The organism is Streptomyces sp. NPDC002795 (assembly GCF_042888725.1).
In the GTDB taxonomy this organism is placed as follows: domain Bacteria; phylum Actinomycetota; class Actinomycetes; order Streptomycetales; family Streptomycetaceae; genus Streptomyces.
On the sequence record NZ_JBIAQB010000007.1, the window covers coordinates 275732 to 292874 of the forward strand.

At 67.9% G+C, this 17143-nt stretch carries 18 protein-coding genes and 1 pseudogene; 2 read left to right on the forward strand and 17 right to left on the reverse strand.

Annotation, left to right across the window (positions count from 1 at the left end; genetic code table 11):
• Nucleotides 1-35 precede the first annotated feature (35 nt).
• The 11 genes and pseudogenes from ACFYWS_RS22670 to ACFYWS_RS22720 form a co-directional block, all read right to left on the reverse strand.
• Entirely contained in the window at nucleotides 36-938 is a 903-nt protein-coding gene (locus ACFYWS_RS22670) for a diacylglycerol kinase (protein ID WP_389279405.1), read from the reverse strand.
• 42 nt (nucleotides 939-980) lie between these two features.
• Nucleotides 981-1955 (reverse strand): twin-arginine translocase subunit TatC, encoded by a 975-nt coding sequence (gene tatC / locus ACFYWS_RS22675; RefSeq protein WP_389279407.1) that lies wholly within the window; start codon nucleotides 1953-1955, stop codon nucleotides 981-983.
• Nucleotides 1956-2006: 51 nt separating this feature from the next.
• The gene (gene tatA / locus ACFYWS_RS22680) at nucleotides 2007-2300 is read right to left on the reverse strand and encodes a Sec-independent protein translocase subunit TatA (RefSeq protein ID WP_327664193.1); all 294 of its coding nucleotides are present in this window, start codon (nucleotides 2298-2300) and stop codon (nucleotides 2007-2009) included.
• A 259-nt stretch (nucleotides 2301-2559) separates the two neighbouring features.
• Nucleotides 2560-2757, reverse strand: a complete 198-nt coding sequence (locus ACFYWS_RS22685) for a hypothetical protein (RefSeq protein ID WP_389279409.1) — start codon at nucleotides 2755-2757, stop codon at nucleotides 2560-2562.
• A 9-nt stretch (nucleotides 2758-2766) separates the two neighbouring features.
• On the reverse strand, nucleotides 2767-3048 hold the full coding sequence (locus ACFYWS_RS22690; protein ID WP_389279411.1) for a hypothetical protein: 282 nt from the start codon (nucleotides 3046-3048) through the stop codon (nucleotides 2767-2769).
• Nucleotides 3049-3058: 10 nt separating this feature from the next.
• Nucleotides 3059-4015 (reverse strand): helix-turn-helix transcriptional regulator, encoded by a 957-nt coding sequence (locus tag ACFYWS_RS22695; RefSeq protein ID WP_389279413.1) that lies wholly within the window; start codon nucleotides 4013-4015, stop codon nucleotides 3059-3061.
• Between the two features lie 18 nt (nucleotides 4016-4033).
• A complete protein-coding gene (locus ACFYWS_RS22700) occupies nucleotides 4034-4987 on the reverse strand; it encodes a helix-turn-helix transcriptional regulator (protein WP_389279415.1) in 954 nt (317 codons plus the stop codon).
• A gap of 131 nt (nucleotides 4988-5118) precedes the next feature.
• Nucleotides 5119-5493, reverse strand: a complete 375-nt coding sequence (locus ACFYWS_RS22705) for an FKBP-type peptidyl-prolyl cis-trans isomerase (RefSeq protein WP_389279417.1) — start codon at nucleotides 5491-5493, stop codon at nucleotides 5119-5121.
• Nucleotides 5494-5553: 60 nt separating this feature from the next.
• The gene (locus ACFYWS_RS22710; protein ID WP_389279421.1) at nucleotides 5554-6570 is read right to left on the reverse strand and encodes an FKBP-type peptidyl-prolyl cis-trans isomerase; all 1017 of its coding nucleotides are present in this window, start codon (nucleotides 6568-6570) and stop codon (nucleotides 5554-5556) included.
• A gap of 144 nt (nucleotides 6571-6714) precedes the next feature.
• Nucleotides 6715-8076 (reverse strand): Pup--protein ligase, encoded by a 1362-nt coding sequence (pafA, locus tag ACFYWS_RS22715; RefSeq protein ID WP_327664188.1) that lies wholly within the window; start codon nucleotides 8074-8076, stop codon nucleotides 6715-6717.
• A 9-nt stretch (nucleotides 8077-8085) separates the two neighbouring features.
• A pseudogene (locus tag ACFYWS_RS22720) lies at nucleotides 8086-9392 on the reverse strand (MFS transporter).
• A 120-nt stretch (nucleotides 9393-9512) separates the two neighbouring features.
• Between ACFYWS_RS22720 and ACFYWS_RS22725 the strand changes: the two are divergent.
• Nucleotides 9513-10559 (forward strand): LacI family DNA-binding transcriptional regulator, encoded by a 1047-nt coding sequence (locus tag ACFYWS_RS22725; protein WP_389279423.1) that lies wholly within the window; start codon nucleotides 9513-9515, stop codon nucleotides 10557-10559.
• A gap of 58 nt (nucleotides 10560-10617) precedes the next feature.
• Here ACFYWS_RS22725 and prcA read toward each other — a convergent pair whose 3' ends face one another.
• From prcA to arc, 6 genes are all read right to left on the reverse strand, one after another.
• Nucleotides 10618-11388 carry a proteasome subunit alpha gene (prcA, locus tag ACFYWS_RS22730; RefSeq protein WP_389279425.1) on the reverse strand — a complete coding sequence of 257 codons (771 nt, stop codon included), beginning with the start codon at nucleotides 11386-11388 and terminating at the stop codon, nucleotides 10618-10620.
• A 62-nt stretch (nucleotides 11389-11450) separates the two neighbouring features.
• On the reverse strand, nucleotides 11451-12296 hold the full coding sequence (gene prcB / locus ACFYWS_RS22735; RefSeq protein ID WP_389279427.1) for a proteasome subunit beta: 846 nt from the start codon (nucleotides 12294-12296) through the stop codon (nucleotides 11451-11453).
• Entirely contained in the window at nucleotides 12248-12670 is a 423-nt protein-coding gene (locus ACFYWS_RS22740; RefSeq protein ID WP_389279429.1) for an endonuclease VII domain-containing protein, read from the reverse strand. The genes prcB and ACFYWS_RS22740 overlap by 49 nt, the downstream gene beginning before the upstream one ends.
• The gene (locus ACFYWS_RS22745) at nucleotides 12579-12797 is read right to left on the reverse strand and encodes a ubiquitin-like protein Pup (protein ID WP_306319237.1); all 219 of its coding nucleotides are present in this window, start codon (nucleotides 12795-12797) and stop codon (nucleotides 12579-12581) included. Before ACFYWS_RS22745 ends, ACFYWS_RS22740 begins: the two co-directional genes overlap by 92 nt.
• Nucleotides 12798-12998: 201 nt before the next feature.
• Nucleotides 12999-14510 carry a depupylase/deamidase Dop gene (dop, locus tag ACFYWS_RS22750; protein ID WP_389279431.1) on the reverse strand — a complete coding sequence of 504 codons (1512 nt, stop codon included), beginning with the start codon at nucleotides 14508-14510 and terminating at the stop codon, nucleotides 12999-13001.
• Nucleotides 14511-14790: 280 nt separating this feature from the next.
• On the reverse strand, nucleotides 14791-16557 hold the full coding sequence (gene arc, locus ACFYWS_RS22755; RefSeq protein ID WP_389279433.1) for a proteasome ATPase: 1767 nt from the start codon (nucleotides 16555-16557) through the stop codon (nucleotides 14791-14793).
• A 263-nt stretch (nucleotides 16558-16820) separates the two neighbouring features.
• Between arc and ACFYWS_RS22760 the strand changes: the two genes are divergently transcribed.
• Entirely contained in the window at nucleotides 16821-17135 is a 315-nt protein-coding gene (locus ACFYWS_RS22760) for a ferredoxin (protein WP_389279435.1), read from the forward strand.
• The last annotated feature ends 8 nt before the right edge of the window (nucleotides 17136-17143 follow it).

Genomic DNA, 17143 nt, shown 5'->3' on the forward strand with positions numbered 1-17143 from the left:
CCAGCCTACCGACGACCACTGACATCGGACGATCATTATCCGGTACGGCCTCCGGTGAGGATTCGCACCGCCCCGGGCACGCACTGCGCGACCAGCGGCAACGCGCCGACCGGCTCCCCGTCCGCGTAGCCCGTGATGTCCTGGGCGGCCAGCTCGACACGCGCGGCCCGGTACACGCTCACCGCCGGGTGGTCGAGGTGGGTCCCCTTGTAGACGCGCGGGAACACCTTCAACAGCGTCGTACGGGAACAGTCCCCGACCACGGTCACGTCGAACAGCCCGTCGCTCATGTCGGCCTCCGCGCAGATCCGCATGCCACCGCCGTACGAGGTCCCGTTGCCGACGGCGATCAGGGTCGCCGCGACCGCGCGTACGGAGCCGTCGTCGAGGGTCAGTTTGAACGGCACCGCCTTGAAGGTGGCCAGTTCCAGCGCGATCGCCAGGTCGTACTTGAAGCGGCCGAGCGGGAGCCGCATCCGGTTGCCGCGGTCGTTGACGCGGGAGTCGAAGCCGGAGGCGAGCACCGTGCCGAACCATTGGTCGCCGATCCTGCCGAGGTCGATCTCGCGGGTCAGCGAGCCCAACAGCCCGTCGGCGACGAGTCTCCCGGCCGCGGCCGGGTCACGTATCGGGAGCCCGAGGGCGCGGGCGAAGTCGTTGCCGGTGCCCACGGCGACGATCCCGAGCGGTGTGTCGGTCCCGGCGACCGCCTGGAGCGCGAGGTTCACGAGGCCGTCCCCGCCGACGGCCACCAGCGCACCGGTCCCCTCCGCCACCGCTTCACGCGCGCGTACGAGGGCGTCGTCGGCGTCCGCTCCGACGACGGTGCGCACCTGGAAACCGGCTGCCCGCAAAGCGGAAGCGGCCGGCTGCGCAGCTTGTGCGCCCCGGCCGCGTCCCGCGGTGGGATTGACGAAGAGGGTGATCTCACTGCTCACGGGCGGACCCTAGCAAGTGCCCCGCCCTGAACTGGAGTTACCTCAGGTCACATCGTCGTAACCGTTGACCCGGTCGGTCCGTGTCGCCACGTCCCCCCGCTCGGAGGTCGTCTGCTCAGGGAGCGCCCGGCTAGCCGGGACGGACTCGATCTCGCCGATGTCGTCGGGCGTCAGGTCCAGCTCCGACGCCTCGTCGTCATCGGGCCCCGCGGCCTCGCTCAGCCGCCTGCGCCGGTCGTTGAGGAGTGAGAAGCACACCGCCGCGAAGTAGAGGACCCAGATGGGACCGGCGAGCGCCAGCATGGTCAGCGGGTCCGTGCTCGGCGTCGCGACGGCGGCGAACACCGTGATGCCCATGATCATCGCGCGCCACCAGCCGAGCATCCGCTTGCCGGTGATCGCCCCGATCAGGTTGAGGAAGATGAGCAGCAGCGGCAGCTCGAAGGCGAGGCCGAAGACGAGCACCATGCGCAGCACGAGGTCGAGCAGGTCATCGAGGGGCAGCAGGTTCTGGGCGTTGCCCGGAGTGAACTCGATGAGGACCTTCGCCGTCGTCGGCAGCACCGAGTAGGCGAAGTAGGCGCCGGCCACGAAGAGCGGGGCACCCGTGCCCACGAACGCGTACGCGTACTTCTTCTCGTGCCCGTGCAGTCCGGGCGCGACGAAGCCCCAGAGCTGGTACAGCCAGACCGGGCAGGCCGCCACGACACCGGCCATCAGCGACACCTTCAGCGCCAGCGTGAAGGGGGTGAGCAGACCATTGAGGGTGATCTGGGCGCAGGGCTTGTCCGATGTGGTCCTCGCCAGCTCCGAGAACGACTGCTCACAGCCGACCGAGTCGAGGATCGGCCGGGTGATCAGGTTGATGATGTCGTTGTAGAAGAACGCGGCGACGACCGTGATCGCAACGATGGCCAGGAGCGCCTTCGCGAGCCGGTTGCGGAGCTCACGCAGGTGCTCCGCGAGAGGCATCCGCCCCTCGGGATCCTTCTCCTCTTTGCGGGCAGACTTGAGCAACCCACGTCCTCATCTCGTGCGGCAGGCCGCCACGGCAGGGGCGGCCTTCGATCAGCTCTTGGTCGTCTGGTTCGTCTGCTCGTTCACGGGACGCGAGCTGTCCACGTCACCGGGGGCCGCCTTGATGGTGCGCTGCGCCGGCGGGGTCGAGGCGTCCTGCGGCGGGTCCGAGGGAGCGGCCGACTTGTCTCCGCCCTCGCTCTTCATGGCCTTGGCCTCGCTCTTGAGGATGCGGGCCGACTTGCCCAGCGAGCGCGCCATGTCGGGAAGCTTCTTCGCGCCGAACAGCAGAATGACCACTACGAGGATCAGGATGATCTCGGGTGCACCGAGCCTTCCGAACATATCCGTTTACCTTCTCACTGAGGCGGCAGGGGCGGGGCTGCCGGTACCGATCGGACCTCGGACTGGTGTCCGACCACCGTGCTGGCAGCGATCGTATCCCGTGGGGGTAAACACGAGGCAATGCCCGTGCATCCTCCCAATTGCGGACCGCGCCTCACTACCGGACCGCCAAAGGGAGCGTACCCGCCGACACCGACAACAGGACAGGCCGCGGCGGTAAAGCGCTTTCCACTCTCTCGCCGAGGGCGCCGACAGGGTGTCAGACCACGTCGCCGCCGGCCTTCGCGACCCCCACGGCGGCCCGCTCGAGATCCTCCGCCGCACGGTTGATCCGCTGCGTGGTGTCGGCCACTTGACGCCCGAGGCGTTGCGCCTCGACGAAGACCCGCACCGCGAGGACCGCCAGCACGGCGAGCCCCACGAAACCCACAGCAACCGCCAGCATCGCCCAGAACATGCGCCGAGCCTAGACGGTCTGGTGGAGGCGCAGCGTGCGCACCCCGCCACCGGTGAGGAGTTCGATGATGCGCTCGCCCGCGTGCTTGCGCACCGAGGTCTCGCACTCAGGGCAGGTGAACGAGTAGAACGTGGTGCGGCGGCTGGCCCCGATCGCCAACCGGATCGCCGACGCGGCCAGTTCGAAGCGGGCACGACAGTCGGGGCACGCGGCCCTGAAGACGACGGGCACCACGGTCGACGCCGTGGCGGGCAGTTCGGCAATACCGGTGAAACCGGCCACACCAGTCATGTCGCGCACCTCACGCCGCCCCGTCGTACGCCAAGAGCGCCTCACGCGCCGCGTCCCGCGCACTGGTCGCCAGCTCGGCGGGCGCCACGATGTGCCCGTCCCGGCCGAGCCGCAGCGCGAGCCGGCGCAGCGAGGACGGCTCCGGCGTGCGCAGCGTGATCCGCAGCCCACCCTCCGGCAACTCCTCGGCGCTGTCGTGCGGGTAGTACTCCGCTACCCAGCGGCCACCGGGACCGACCTCGACGACCACCTCGGGGTCCTCGGCCGCCGGCTGCACAAGCCCCTCGGACAGATCCCGCAGCTCGACCTGCGGCGGCGCCGACGGCTCGTCCAGAACCTTGATCTCGGCGACCCGGTCGAGCCGGAACGTCCGCCGCGCCTCCGAACGACGACACCACGCCTCTACGTAGGTGTGGCCCACGCTCACCAGCCGGATCGGGTCGATCTCCCGCTCGGTGACCTCGTCGCGGGCGGGTGAGTAGTAGCGGATCCACAGCCGGCGCCGCTCCGAGATCGCCCGGTCGACGTCCGCGAAGACGCCGCCCTCCGACTCGAAGGTGACGCTCAGGCGCGCACTGGCGCCTGCCACCTCACCGGCCGCGGTCTCAAGCTTCGCGGTCGCCCGCAGCAGCGCGAGACGGTCGCTCTCCCGCAGCCCCGGCAGCGTCGCCACCGCACGGGCCGCCACAAGAAGCGCGGTCGCCTCGTCGGCGGCGATCCGCAGCGGCTCCGCGACATCGTCGGGGTTGTGCCACCAGATGCGGTCGCCGTCGGTGTCGATGTCGAGGAGGTCGCCGCCGCGGAAGCTCGTCCCGCACAGCGGCAGCACGTCCAGGTCGGAGATCAGCTCGTCCTCGGTGATGCCGAAGGCCCGCGCGACGTCCTCCACGCGCGCGCCGGGGCGCTCGCGCAGATACGTCACCAGGGACAACATCCGCCGGGTCTGGTCAATGGCATTGGAAGCCATGCTTGTACGTACTCCCCCTCAGCCCTTGGCCACGGCGCGCAGCCGGTCCACGACATCGGCCCGCAGTTCGGCGGGCTCCAGCACCACCACGTCCGGACCGAACTCCACGAGCCAGGCGTCGAGCCCGTGCCCGTACGGGATCTCCATCTCGTCCCAGCCGTCGCCGAGCTCGCGCACGGAGGCGGCCTTGGCGCGCAGCGGGTAGCCGCTGCCCGCCCGCAGCCTGATCAGCGCGGAGCGGTCGGCGGTCTCCCCCGCCCAGCTCGCGACGGTCTCCCGCACGGTCACCACGTCCGGCACGGGCACCTTGAACTGTCCCGCGCGCGAGCGCACCTTGCCGGTGATCCGGGACAGCCGGAAGACCCGCTCGGCCTGCCGGTCGCGGTCCCAGCCCGCGAGGTACCAGTGGCCGCGCCAGCACTCCAGGGCCCACGGCTCGACGTGCCGCTGCTCGGGCCGGGCGGCCGTGGCCTTGCGGTAGTCGAAGACGACGGGGCGCCGGTCGCGGCAGGCCAGCATCAGCGGCTCGAAGGACGCCTCGTGCGCCGGGATCCTCGGTTCGAGCGCGCCATGGCTCTCGTAGGGGTCCATGTCCTCGGGCATCCCGGCCGCGCGCAGCTTCTGCAGGGCGCCGCTCGCCGCTCCGGCGAGCCGGGCCTGCTGCCAGACCTTCGCGGCGAGACCGAGGGCGGCGGCCTCCTCCGCGTCGAGCGTGACGGGCGGCAGGCGGTTGCTGTCGCGGCCGGCCAGATAGCCGACCTCACCGTCCAGGTTCTCCACGGTCTCGATGACCAGGCCGAGTTCGCGCAGATCGTCCTTGTCGCGCTCGAACATCCGGTTGAAGGAATCGTCGCTGCCCGCTTCGAGGTAGGCCTCGATGGAGCCACGCAGCTCGCGCTTGCTGAGCGGACGCCGCGTCCCGAGCAGACACAGCGCCAGATTCATCAGCCGCTCGGCCTTGGCAATCGCCATCGACGCCCTTTCCTGAAGGTGACTCCCGACGGACGACCGTACCGCTCGGGCGTGTCCTGGCAAAAGCCGAAGGCCCATGCCAGACGGCATGGGCCTTCCGTTGACCGCTTGCGGTCGGAGTGCGACCGGACTCAGACGCCCATCAGGTCACACACGAAGATCAGCGTCTCGCCGGGGGCGATGCGGCCGCCACCGGCGCCACGGTCGCCGTACGCGAGGTGCGCCGGGATGGTCAGCCGACGACGACCGCCGACCTTCATGCCCTGCACGCCCTTGTCCCAGCCCGCGATGACCTGACCGGCGCCCAGCTGGAACTCCAGCGGGTTGCCCCGGTTCCAGGAGGCGTCGAACTCCTCGCCGGTGGAGAAGGCCACGCCTACGTAGTGGACCTTCACGAAGTCGCCGGCCTTGGCCTCGGCGCCGTCGCCCTCCCAGATCTCCTCGATCTGGAGGTCCGTCGGTGCGTCACCGATCGGGAAGTCGACCTCGGGCTTGTCGATGTTCACGTGAAGCGCTCCTGCTTGTTGACTGCTCTGGAACCGGGACAGTCTGCCATCTTCTGTGGCTCAGTGCGCCGCGAGGATGTCGACCGTGAAGACCAGCGTCGAGTTGGCCGGCAGCGTCTTGCCCTGCGCCTTCTTGCCGTACGCCTGCTCCGGCGGGATCACCAGGAGCACCCGGTCACCGACGTGCTTGCCGACGAGCCCGCTGTCCCAGCCCTTGATGACCTGACCGGCGCCGATCGGCGTCGTGAACGGCTGACCGCTCTTCCAGGACGAGTCGAACAGCTCGGCCTTCTTCTTGCCCTCGTTGATCTTCCAGGCGGCACCGCTGTACTGCATGGTGACCGTCTGGCCCTTCTTGACCTCGCCACCCTTGCCCTGGATCAGGACCTTGTCGACCAGGTCCTTCGGCGGGTCGCTCTTCGGGATCGAGATCGTCGCCGGCTCCTCCTTGTCGGCCTGGATCTGCGGCAGGTCCGACGGGATCGAGGCCTGCTCGCCCTCGGCCTTCTTCGGGATGACCTTGCCGACGTCCAGGGCGAAGACGAGCGTGTCCGTGCCCTTGATGCCCACCTGCTGGTTGCCCTGGCTGCCGAAGCCCGCGGCCGGCGGCGCCACGACGAGGACCCGGCTGCCCTCCTTCTGCCCGAGCACGGCCTGCGAGAACGCCGGAAGCTGACCCTCGGCGCCCGCGGTCACCATCTGGTCGCCACCGCCCTGCGAGCCGTACGTGGACCCGAGGTCCTTGCCGCCCTTCCAGACCTTGCCGGTGAAGTTCATCGACACCAGGTCGTTCTTCTTCACCGCCGGACCGTCGCCCTGGGACACCGTGTGCACGACGAACTTGTCGCTCGGGTCACCCTTCGGCAGCGAGATCTTCGCCTGCTTGCCGTACGCCCCCGACACCCCCGGCATCGGGTCGGCCTTGTCGACCGCCTTCGGCACCGCGGCCGCCTTCGGCGAGGAGGACGACGAGTCGGCCTTGTCCGCCGAATCCTTCTTGCCGTCGTCGCTGCCGCAAGCCGTCGCGGTCAGCGCCAGTGCCGGCACGATCAGTAGTGCTGCAAGTCGGCGTCGCACAGTGGTCCTCAAGTCGCTCGAATGGGGTCCGGCCACTCTAGGCCCTCCCCCTGTCATTCCAGGGGACAGCCAGGGGCCTCGTACGAATGATTCGTACGAGGCCCCTGGCCGGATTGCTCAGCGTGTGCGCCCACATACCGGCGATCACATACCGGCGATCAACTTCTCCACCCGATCGTCCACACTGCGGAACGGGTCCTTGCACAGCACCGTGCGCTGCGCCTGATCATTCAGTTTCAGATGCACCCAGTCGACCGTGAAGTCACGACGCTGCTCCTGTGCACGGCGAATGAAGTCACCGCGCAACCGCGCGCGCGTGGTCTGCGGCGGCACCGACTTGCCCTCGAAGATCTTCAGATCGTTGCAGATCCGCTCGGCCTGGCCCTTCTTCTCCAGGAGGTAGTAGAGACCGCGCTGCCGGTGGATGTCGTGATACGCGAGGTCTATCTGCGCGACCCTCGGGTGCGACATCGTCATGTTGTGCTTCGCGCGATAACGCTCGATGAGCTTGTACTTCATGACCCAGTCGATCTCGGTGCCCACCCGGTCCAGGTCCTCGGACTCGATCGCGTCGAGCGTGCGACCCCACAGCTCCAGAACCTGCTCCACGGTGCCGCTGCGGATACCCCTGCGCTCGCAGAAGTCCACAGCCTTCTCGTAGTACTCGCGCTGCACCTCGAGAGCCGAGGCCTCCCGGCCACTGGCGAGCCGCACCTTACGGCGGCCCGTGATGTCGTGGCTCACCTCGCGGATCGCCCGGATCGGGTTCTCCAGCGTCAGGTCCCGCATCACCGTGCCCGCCTCGATCATGCGCAGGACGAGATCGGTGGCACCGACCTTCAACAGCATCGTCGTCTCTGACATGTTCGAGTCGCCGACGATGACGTGCAGACGGCGATAGCGCTCGGCGTCCGCGTGCGGCTCGTCCCTGGTGTTGATGATCGGCCGGGAACGCGTCGTCGCGGAACTGACGCCCTCCCAGATGTGCTCGGCACGCTGGCTCACGCAGTACACAGCACCGCGCGGAGTCTGCAGCACCTTGCCCGCACCGCACAGCAACTGCCTTGTGACCAGGAAGGGGATGAGAATGTCCGCGAGCCGCGAGAACTCCCCGTGCCGCGCCACCAAGTAGTTCTCATGGCAGCCGTAGGAGTTACCCGCCGAGTCGGTGTTGTTCTTGAACAGGTATACGTCGCCCGCGATTCCCTCCTCATGCAGGCGGCGTTCGGCGTCGACGAGCAGGCCTTCCAGAATGCGCTCGCCCGCCTTGTCGTGCGTGACCAACTCGGTCACGTTGTCGCACTCGGGAGTTGCGTATTCCGGATGCGACCCGACGTCAAGGTAAAGGCGGGCGCCGTTCCGCAGAAAGACATTGCTGCTGCGGCCCCATGACACGACACGGCGGAAGAGGTACCGCGCCACTTCGTCAGGAGACAGGCGGCGCTGTCCCCTGAACGTACACGTGACGCCGTACTCGTTCTCCAGCCCGAAAATGCGGCGGTCCATGACTGAACATTACGCCCGATCCCCCGAGCTGAAACGGGGTTCGACGGCACGGTTTGGATCATTTTCCGACGAGCGTGCGACACGCCCGGACGTGCGCGGCTCCGCCAGGACCCGAGCCAGCGTGCGACACGCCCGGACGTGCGCGGCTCCGCCAGGACCCGAGCCGTTGAAAGCAGGACGACCAGTGCGAGCGCGCCAGTGACGGCCGGAACGGCGAACCCCCACCGCGTGCCGGCCCACTCGACGACCGGGCCCGCAACGGCCGTTCCCACGCTGGAGCCCACCATGAACGTCGTCACGAGCCACGAGAACGCCTCCGTCACCGTGCCCAGCGGCGCATGCCGGTCCACGACGATGAACGCACACGCGATGCACGGCGCCAGGAACACCCCCGCCACCGCCGTCAGAGCCACCATCGCCACCGGCCCCGGCATCAGGACCAACGGCACGTAGAACAACGCGAGCAGAGCCACCAGCCACCGAAGTCGCCGCTCCGGAGCGCCACTCCACTGCCGCGCCCCGTAGACACTGCCGCCCACCAACGCGCCCATCCCGACCGCGGCCATCAGCCAGCCGTACACGGCATCACCGCCCCGCCCCTCCGCGTACGACATCGCCGCCACGGTGATCGAACCGAGCGCGGTCCCGATGAACAAGAAGGTGACGAGCAGGACCAGCAGCCCCGGCGAACGCAACGCACCCAGCCAGTGCGCCTCACGCGGAGCCGAACGCCACGCGCGCGAAGGCTTCGACAGCACCACAGAGAGCGCGCCGAGCACACCGATCACGTTGAGCACCACGAGCGCGACCTGCGCCGACCACAGCGACACGCACAGCGTCACCAGCAACGGCCCGACGGTGAACATGACTTCCTGCGCGATCGCGTCCATCGCGTACGCCGTGTGCACCTGCCCCTCGCGCGACAGCACGCTGGGCCACAACGCGCGCAGGCCACCCTCCAGCGGCGGCGTGAACAGTCCGGCCAGGGCCATCGCCGCGTACGCCAACGGCAGCGAGTCCATCCCGACGAACGCGAACACCGTCATCGCCAGCGCCGACAGGACCGCCGCCGGCAGCTGCACCTTCGGCTGCCCCCGCAGGTCGACGAGGCGGCCGAGGAGCGGCTGCCCGATCGCGTTCGCCACCCCGTACACCGCCGCGAGCGCACCCGCCAGGCTGTACGAGCCGCCCTCGGCCCGGATGAAGAGCACGACGGCGATCGGCGCCGTCGCGTTCGGCAGCCTGCCCACCAAGGTCCCCGTGAGCAACCGCATCGCGTGCCGCGTCCTGAGGATCTCCGCATACCCCGCGGCCATCGCCCCGCCCCCACCCTGAAGTTTTACGTATAACGTCTCGGCGTTATACGTACCACGTGCCCGGCAGACAGAGCCACCCGATAACGTCGGGAACCCTGAACGACACCCACGGAGGCACCAGTGACCAGCGGCCCGGACGGCACCACGACCGCCCGCCCCACCAGCAGGGACGTCGCCCGCGCGGCCGGCGTCTCCCAGGCGGCCGTCTCGCTCGTCATGGGCGGCAAATGGCGCGGCCGAGTCTCCGAGGCCACCGCCGAACGCGTACGCGCCGCCGCAGAACGGCTCGGCTACCGCCCCAACCTCGCGGCCCGCAACCTCCGCACCGGCCGCACCCGCACCGCCCTCCTCGTCGTCCCCGCACTCACCAACGAGTTCTTCGCCGGGGTCTACACCGGAGCGGCCCGCATCGCGGCCCAACACGACTTCGGCGTCGTCCTCTACCCCTCACCCGACGGCATCGGCCCCGCCCGCGACCCCTTCTCCTCCGCCCGCGCCGCCCTCGACGGCATCCTCGCCTCCTCCATGGCCGCCGACGCCCTCACCGCCCTGCGCGGCGACGACACCCCGCCCATCCCCCTCGTCATGCTCGACAGCGACCCCGCGGGCAGCCCCGGCGCCACCACCGTCAACCTCGACCTCGCCGACGGCATCCGGCAGATCACCGACCACCTCGTCGCCCACGGCCACCGGAACTTCCTGCACCTCGCCTCCGCCGTCCAGTCCTGGACCTTCGACGTCCGCGCCCGCGAACTCGCCGCCCGCACCGCACAGTTGCCGGACACCACCGTGCGCACCATCCGCTCCGCACTCACCGTCGAGGACGCCATCACCGCCACCGAAACGGCGCTGCGCACCTCCGGCCTCACCGAACCCACCGCCATCGTCTGCGACGACGACAAACTCGCCGCCGGCGCCTACAAAGCCGCGCGCCGCCTCGGCCTGCGCGTCCCCGACGACCTCTCCATCACCGGCTTCGACGACCTCTCCCTCGCCACCGCCATCGAACCCGAACTCACCACCGTGCGCCTCCCCGCCGAGGAGGTCGGCGCACACGGCATGCGCGCACTGCTCGCCGTCCTCGACGACCGCGAAGCCGAAACGGCCCCACTTCCCGTCGAGTTGATCGTGCGCGGCTCCACGGGACCGGCCGCACCCCGCTCCTGACACACGTGTGCCCCGGCCGGTTCGGCAACCGGCCGGGGCACACGAGCAACACGAACGACTAGTCCTCCGAAGAAGAGCCGTCGTCATCGGACACCGCGTCCGACTCGGCCTCCGTCGTCGCGGCAGCCCCCTCGGCCGTGAGCAGCCGCGACAACTGCCGCCCCGCGATCCGCTTGAACTTCCGCTGCTGCGGCCGCGAACGGTCCAGAACCGCCACCTCCAGGCGCTCCGCGGGAATGTCCCGCTCGCCCCCATTGGTGTCCCGCGACAACGCCGTCACCGCCAGCTTCAACGCCTCCGACAGCGTCATACCCTCACGGTGCTGCTGATCCAGATAATTGCTGATCTGCTCCGCACTGCCACCGACCGCCACCGAGCCGTGCTCGTCGACGATCGACCCGTCGTGCGGAAGCCGGTAGATCTGGTCACCCTCGGCCGACTGCCCGACCTCGGCGACCACCAACTCCACCTCGTACGGCTTCTCCCCCGCACTGGAGAAGATCGTGCCCAGCGTCTGCGCGTACACATTCGCCAGACCACGAGCCGTCACATCATCACGGTCGTACGTGTAACCCCGCAGATCCGCGTAGCGCACCCCGCCGATCCGAAGGTTCTCGTACTCGTTGTACTTACCGGCGGCCGCGAAGCCGATCCGGTCATAGATCTCGCTGAACTTGTGCAGAGCACGGGACGGGTTCTCGCCGACGAACACGATGCCATCGGCGTACTGCAGCACGACAAGGCTGCGACCGCGAGCAATGCCCTTGCGCGCGTACTCCGCGCGGTCGGCCATCGCCTGCTGGGGTGAGACATAGAACGGCGTCGACACCGGCTATCCGTCCCTTTCTGTCAGTGGCTCGATGAGTAGGCAACCAAGAGGGAATCGGCCGGCTAGAGCAGAGCGGCCCGCGGACCGTCCGGCTGCTCCAGACGCCGCTCCAGGATCGAGCGGGCGATCTCCGAGGACTCGTCGTCCGACAACCGACGGAACCCGTCATCCGTGATCACGGTGACGATCGGGAAGATCCGCCGCGCCATGTCCGGGCCACCCGTCGCCGAGTCGTCGTCCGCCGCGTCGTACAGCGCCTGCACAACCAGCGTCGTCGCCTCCGCCTCCGACAGATCCTCGCGGTAGAGCTTCTTCATCGCCCCACGCGCGAACACCGAACCGGAACCGGTCGCCGCGAAACCATGCTCCTCGCTGCGGCCGCCCGTGACGTCGTACGAGAAGATCCGCCCCTTCTCACGATCCACGTCGTACCCGGCGAAGAGCGGCACGACGGCCAGACCCTGCATGGCCATCCCCAGATTCGACCGGATCATGGTCGACAACCGGTTCGCCTTGCCCTCCAACGACAGCTGCGCACCCTCGACCTTCTCGAAGTGCTCCAGCTCCAACTGGAAGAGCTTCACCATCTCGACGGCCAGACCCGCGGTGCCGGCGATACCGACGGCCGAGTACTCGTCCGCCGGGAAGACCTTCTCGATGTCGCGCTGCGCGATCACATTCCCCATCGTGGCCCGCCGGTCACCGGCCAGCACCACGCCGCCGGGGAACGAGACGGACACGATGGTCGTGCCGTGCGGGGCCTCGATGACACCCTGCGTCGGCGGCAACTGCCGGTTGCCCGGCAGGATTTCGGGCTGATGCTCGGACAGGAAGTCCATGAACGACGACGATCCAGGCGTCAGGAAGGCAGCCGGTAGACGCCCGGTGCTACGAGGATTGGCTTCCACGCGTTTCCTTCCAAGTAGGCAGTGGCCCGACGGACGGTGTCGGGATCGTCTCCCAACTTGCCGATGGCCGAATTGCAGTTGAAGCACAGTACGCCACGGACCCTACCCGTCTCGTGGCAGTGATCCACATGTACTGCGGGAGCATTCAGGCAGATCACGCAGACACCCATCTGCGAGGCGATCATCTCGTCGCGGCGGCGCCGGTAATGCGCTGCGCTGTATTCCGCAACACAGTCCCGGCACCGCACCTCTCGACCATCCCGCCGGGGCCGGACGTGACCGTTATTGTCCGCCCTTTTGTACAAATGACCGAACGAAGTCCTCTGCGTTCTCCTCGAGGACGTCGTCAATCTCGTCCAGAACCGAGTCGACATCGTCGCTCAGCTTCTCCTGGCGCTCCTTGAGGTCCTCGGTCGACTGCTCGTCGACCTCCTGCTCCTCGACCTCCTCAGTGGAGCGCGTCGCCTTCTGCTGTCCGCCGCCGGTGTCCTTGGTTGCCATGTCCAGCTCACCCCGCTCGGTTCGACATCCACGCCGTGGACGACGTGGTTCGCTCAGGTCGTTCGTGATCAGAACCCTACGCGTCGGCTCTGACATCGGCCCCGCACTTTGTGCAACGTACGGGGCCCACCTCTGTGATTCCCCTGCCGCCGACTTTTCAGCCCCGGATCGGTGATTGATCATCGGCGGATCGGGCGGGGGTCACTGGCCGGACAGCACCCGGACCAGGTCCTCGGCCGTGCGGCACCTGTCCAGCAGTTCCTTCACGTGGTTCCGCGTTCCGCGAAGGGGTTCGAGGGTCGGGACGCGCTGGAGCGAGTCCCGGCCGGGGAGGTCGAAGATGACCGAGTCCCAGGAGGCCGCCGCGACGTCGTCCGCGTACTGCTCGAGGCAGCGTCCGCGGAAGTACGCGCGGGTGTCCTCCGGAGGCTTCGTACGGGCGTTCTCGACCTCGGTCTCGTCCAGGAGGCGCTTCATCTTGCCGCGCGCCTCCAGGCGGTTGTAGAGGCCCTTGTCGGGGCGTACGTCGGCGTACTGGAGGTCGAGCAGGTGCAGCTTGGCGGCGTCCCATTCGAGGTTGTCGCGGCGCCGGTAGCCCTGCATGAGTTCGAGCTTGGTGACCCAGTCGAGTTCGCCGGACAGGCTCATGGGGTCCGACTCCAGGCGCCCCAGTACGTCCTCCCAGCGGGCCAGGACGTCCTTGGTCTGGTCGTCCGCGTCGGCGCCGAAGCGCTCTTCCACGTACTTCCTGGCGAGCTCGAAGTACTCCATCTGGAGTTGGACCGCGGTGAGTGTGCGGCCGCTACGGAGCGTGATCAGCTGTTGGAGGGACGAGTCGTGGGAGACCTGGTGGAGGGTGCGGACGGGCTGGTCCACGGCCAGGTCGACCGCGATGAATCCGTCTTCGATCATGGACAGAACGAGTGACGTCGTGCCGAGCTTGAGGTAGGTCGAGATCTCCGACAGATTCGCGTCACCGATGATCACGTGCAGGCGGCGGTACTTCTCCGCGTCCGCGTGGGGCTCGTCGCGCGTGTTGATGATGGGCCGCTTGAGCGTGGTCTCGAGGCCCACCTCGACCTCGAAGTAGTCCGCGCGCTGGCTCAGCTGGAAGCCGTGCTCGTGGCCGTCCTGGCCGATGCCCACGCGGCCGGCCCCCGTCACGACCGGGCGTGAGACGAAGAACGGGGTCAGGTGGCGCACGATGTCCGAGAAGGGGGTCTCCCGCTTCATCAGGTAGTTCTCGTGCGTCCCGTAGGAGGCGCCCTTGTTGTCGGTGTTGTTCTTGTAGAGGTGGATGGGCTGGGCGCCGGGCAGCTGGGCCGCCCGCTCGGCGGCCTCGGCCATGATGCGCTCGCCGGCCTTGTCCCAGAGCACGGCGTCGCGGGGGTTGGTGACCTCCGGGGCGCTGTATTCGGGGTGTGCGTGGTCTACGTAGAGGCGCGCTCCGTTGGTGAGGATGACGTTGGCCAGGCCGATGTCCTCGTCGGTGAGCTGGCTGGAGTCGGCGGACTCGCGTGCGAGGTCGAAGCCTCGCGCGTCGCGCAGCGGGTTCTCTTCCTCGAAGTCCCAGCGGGCCCTGCGGGCCCGGTGCATCGCCGCGGCGTAGGCATTGACGATCTGGGACGAGGTGAGCATGGCATTGGCGTTGGGGTGGCCGGGGACCGAGATCCCGTATTCCGTCTCGATGCCCATTACTCGCCGTACGGTCATGCGGCCCTCCTTGCCCGGCAGCGCCCTCGGTCGGGGGCGTCGCTCAAGTACCGCTGGTTCTCCGGTGCGTGTGCGGTGCCCGTCCCCGCACTGCGCGACCCGGCGGCATGGAAGAGCCTAGAACGCCTTTGCGCTGGTGGGGAGATCATTTGCGTCATTGGATTCGCTCCGGCTTCGAGCGGTCGCTCGCGTGGTCGGTTCCTGTCGTGTGCCGCGGAGTGCTGCCGCAAAACAGTCGGCTGCGGGTACCCGCTTCGGGCACCCGCAGCCACCCTGTCTTTTACAGGTACTGACCGGTGTTCGCCACCGTGTCGATGGAGCGTCCGGTGTCCGCGCCCTGCTTTCCGGTGACGAGGGTGCGGATGTAGACGATCCGCTCGCCCTTCTTGCCGGAGATTCGGGCCCAGTCGTCCGGGTTGGTGGTGTTGGGCAGGTCCTCGTTCTCCTTGAACTCGTCGATGCAAGCCTGCAGGAGGTGGGAGACCCTGAGTCCCTTCTGGTTCTGGTCGAGGAAGGCCTTGATGGCCATCTTCTTGGCGCGGCCGACGATGTTTTCGATCATTGCGCCGGAGTTGAAGTCCTTGAAGTAGAGGACTTCCTTGTCGCCGTTTGCGTACGTCACTTCGAGGAAGCGGTTTTCCTCGGATTCGGCGTACATCTGCTCGACGGCGGTCTGGATCATGGCGTGGACGGTGGCTGCCCGGTCGCTGCTGTGCTCTCCGAGGTCGTCGGTGTGCAGCGGGAGGCGTTGGGTGAGGTACTTGCCGAAGATGTCCTTGGCCGCTTCGGCGTCCGGGCGCTCGATCTTGATCTTCACGTCGAGTCGTCCGGGCCGCAGGATGGCCGGGTCGATCATGTCCTCGCGGTTGGAGGCGCCGATCACGACCACGTTCTGCAGGCCTTCGACGCCGTCGATCTCGGCGAGCAGCTGCGGGACGATGGTGTTCTCCACGTCCGAGCTGACCCCGGAGCCACGGGTGCGGAAGAGGGATTCCATCTCGTCGAAGAAGACGATGACGGGGGTGCCCTCGCTGGCCTTCTCGCGGGCACGCTGGAAGACGAGGCGGATCTGCCGCTCGGTCTCGCCGACGTACTTGTTGAGAAGTTCGGGTCCCTTGATGTTGAGGAAGAAGCTCTTGCCCTGGCCGAGTCCGGTCACTTCCGCGACCTTCTTGGCGAGGGAGTTGGCGACTGCCTTGGCGATCAGGGTCTTACCGCATCCGGGGGGCCCGTACAGCAGGACGCCCTTGGGCGGCCGCAGTTCGTGCTCCCTGTAGAGGTCCGGGTAGAGGTAGGGGAGCTCGACCGCGTCGCGGATCATTTCGATCTGGTTGCCCAGGCCGCCGATCTGCTCGTAGCCGATGTCCGGGACCTCTTCGAGGACGAGTTCCTCTACTTCGCTCTTCGGTACGACTTCGTAGACATAGCCGGATCGGGGTTCGAGCAGTAGGGCGTCGCCGGGGCGGATGGTGACGTCCAGCAACGGCTCGGCGAGCCGTACCACCCGTTCCTCGTCGGTGTGCCCGACCACGAGGGCTCGATCGCCGTCCTCGAGGATTTCCTTGAGGGTGACGATGTCGCCGACGCTCTCGAACTCCATGGCCTCGACCACGTTGAGCGCTTCGTTGAGCATGAGTTCCTGGCCGCGCCGAAGCTCTTCGAGTTCGACGCTTGGGCTCACGTTCACACGGAGTTTGCGGCCGCCGGTAAAGATGTCGGCGGTACCGTCCTCATTCGCCGAGAGGAAGACTCCGAAGCCTGCCGGTGGTTGTGCGAGCCGGTCGACTTCTTCCTTGAGGGCCACGATTTGGTCGCGGGCCTCACGGAGTGTGTTGGCGAGCCGCTCGTTCTGGGCGGATACGCCGGCGAGATTGGTCTGCAACTCGACGATCCGCTCTTCGAGAATCCTCGTGTGCCGCGGAGAGTCGGCGAGCTTGCGCCGCAGGACGGCGATTTCCTGCTCGAGATAGGCAACCTGCCCGGCAGGGTCGTCGGACCCTCGTCCCGGGCGGATGCCGCGGTTGATGTCGTCGTCGTGGGCTGCCACGGTCCTCACCTCCTCCAAGGGGAGCTGGACGCTTCCAGACCCTACCTGGGCGGGTGTCGATTGAAACCCCTAGATCAAAAAGACGATGGGGTGTGTCCGATCTTCACCCTTGCGCTCTCCCTCACGCCAGGGGAATACCCACCCAACAACATCGGAAAGCGGCCGGTTGTAGGGTCGAAGCGTTCAACACCCGTCAGGCTTGGCCCGACTTGCTCCTATGAAGGACGTTCTCGGGGGCCGCGACGCAGGAAACGGCAGGAGACATGACCGTGCGGCAAGAGGCCGGATCCGGTACCGACACCCAGGTTCCGCTGGAGGTGTGGATCGACCAGGATCTGTGCACCGGGGACGGGATCTGCGCGCAGTATGCTCCCGAGGTCTTCGAGCTGGACATCGATGGTCTCGCGTATGTGAAGAGCGCGGACGACGAGCTGTTGCAGGACGTGGGTGCGTCAACGCCCGTGCCGCTTCCGCTTCTCACGGATGTGGTGGCGTCGGCGAAGGAGTGTCCGGGCGACTGCATCCATGTCCGGCGGGTTTCGGACAGGGTCGAGGTGCACGGGCCGGACGCGGGGTGAACGCGCGG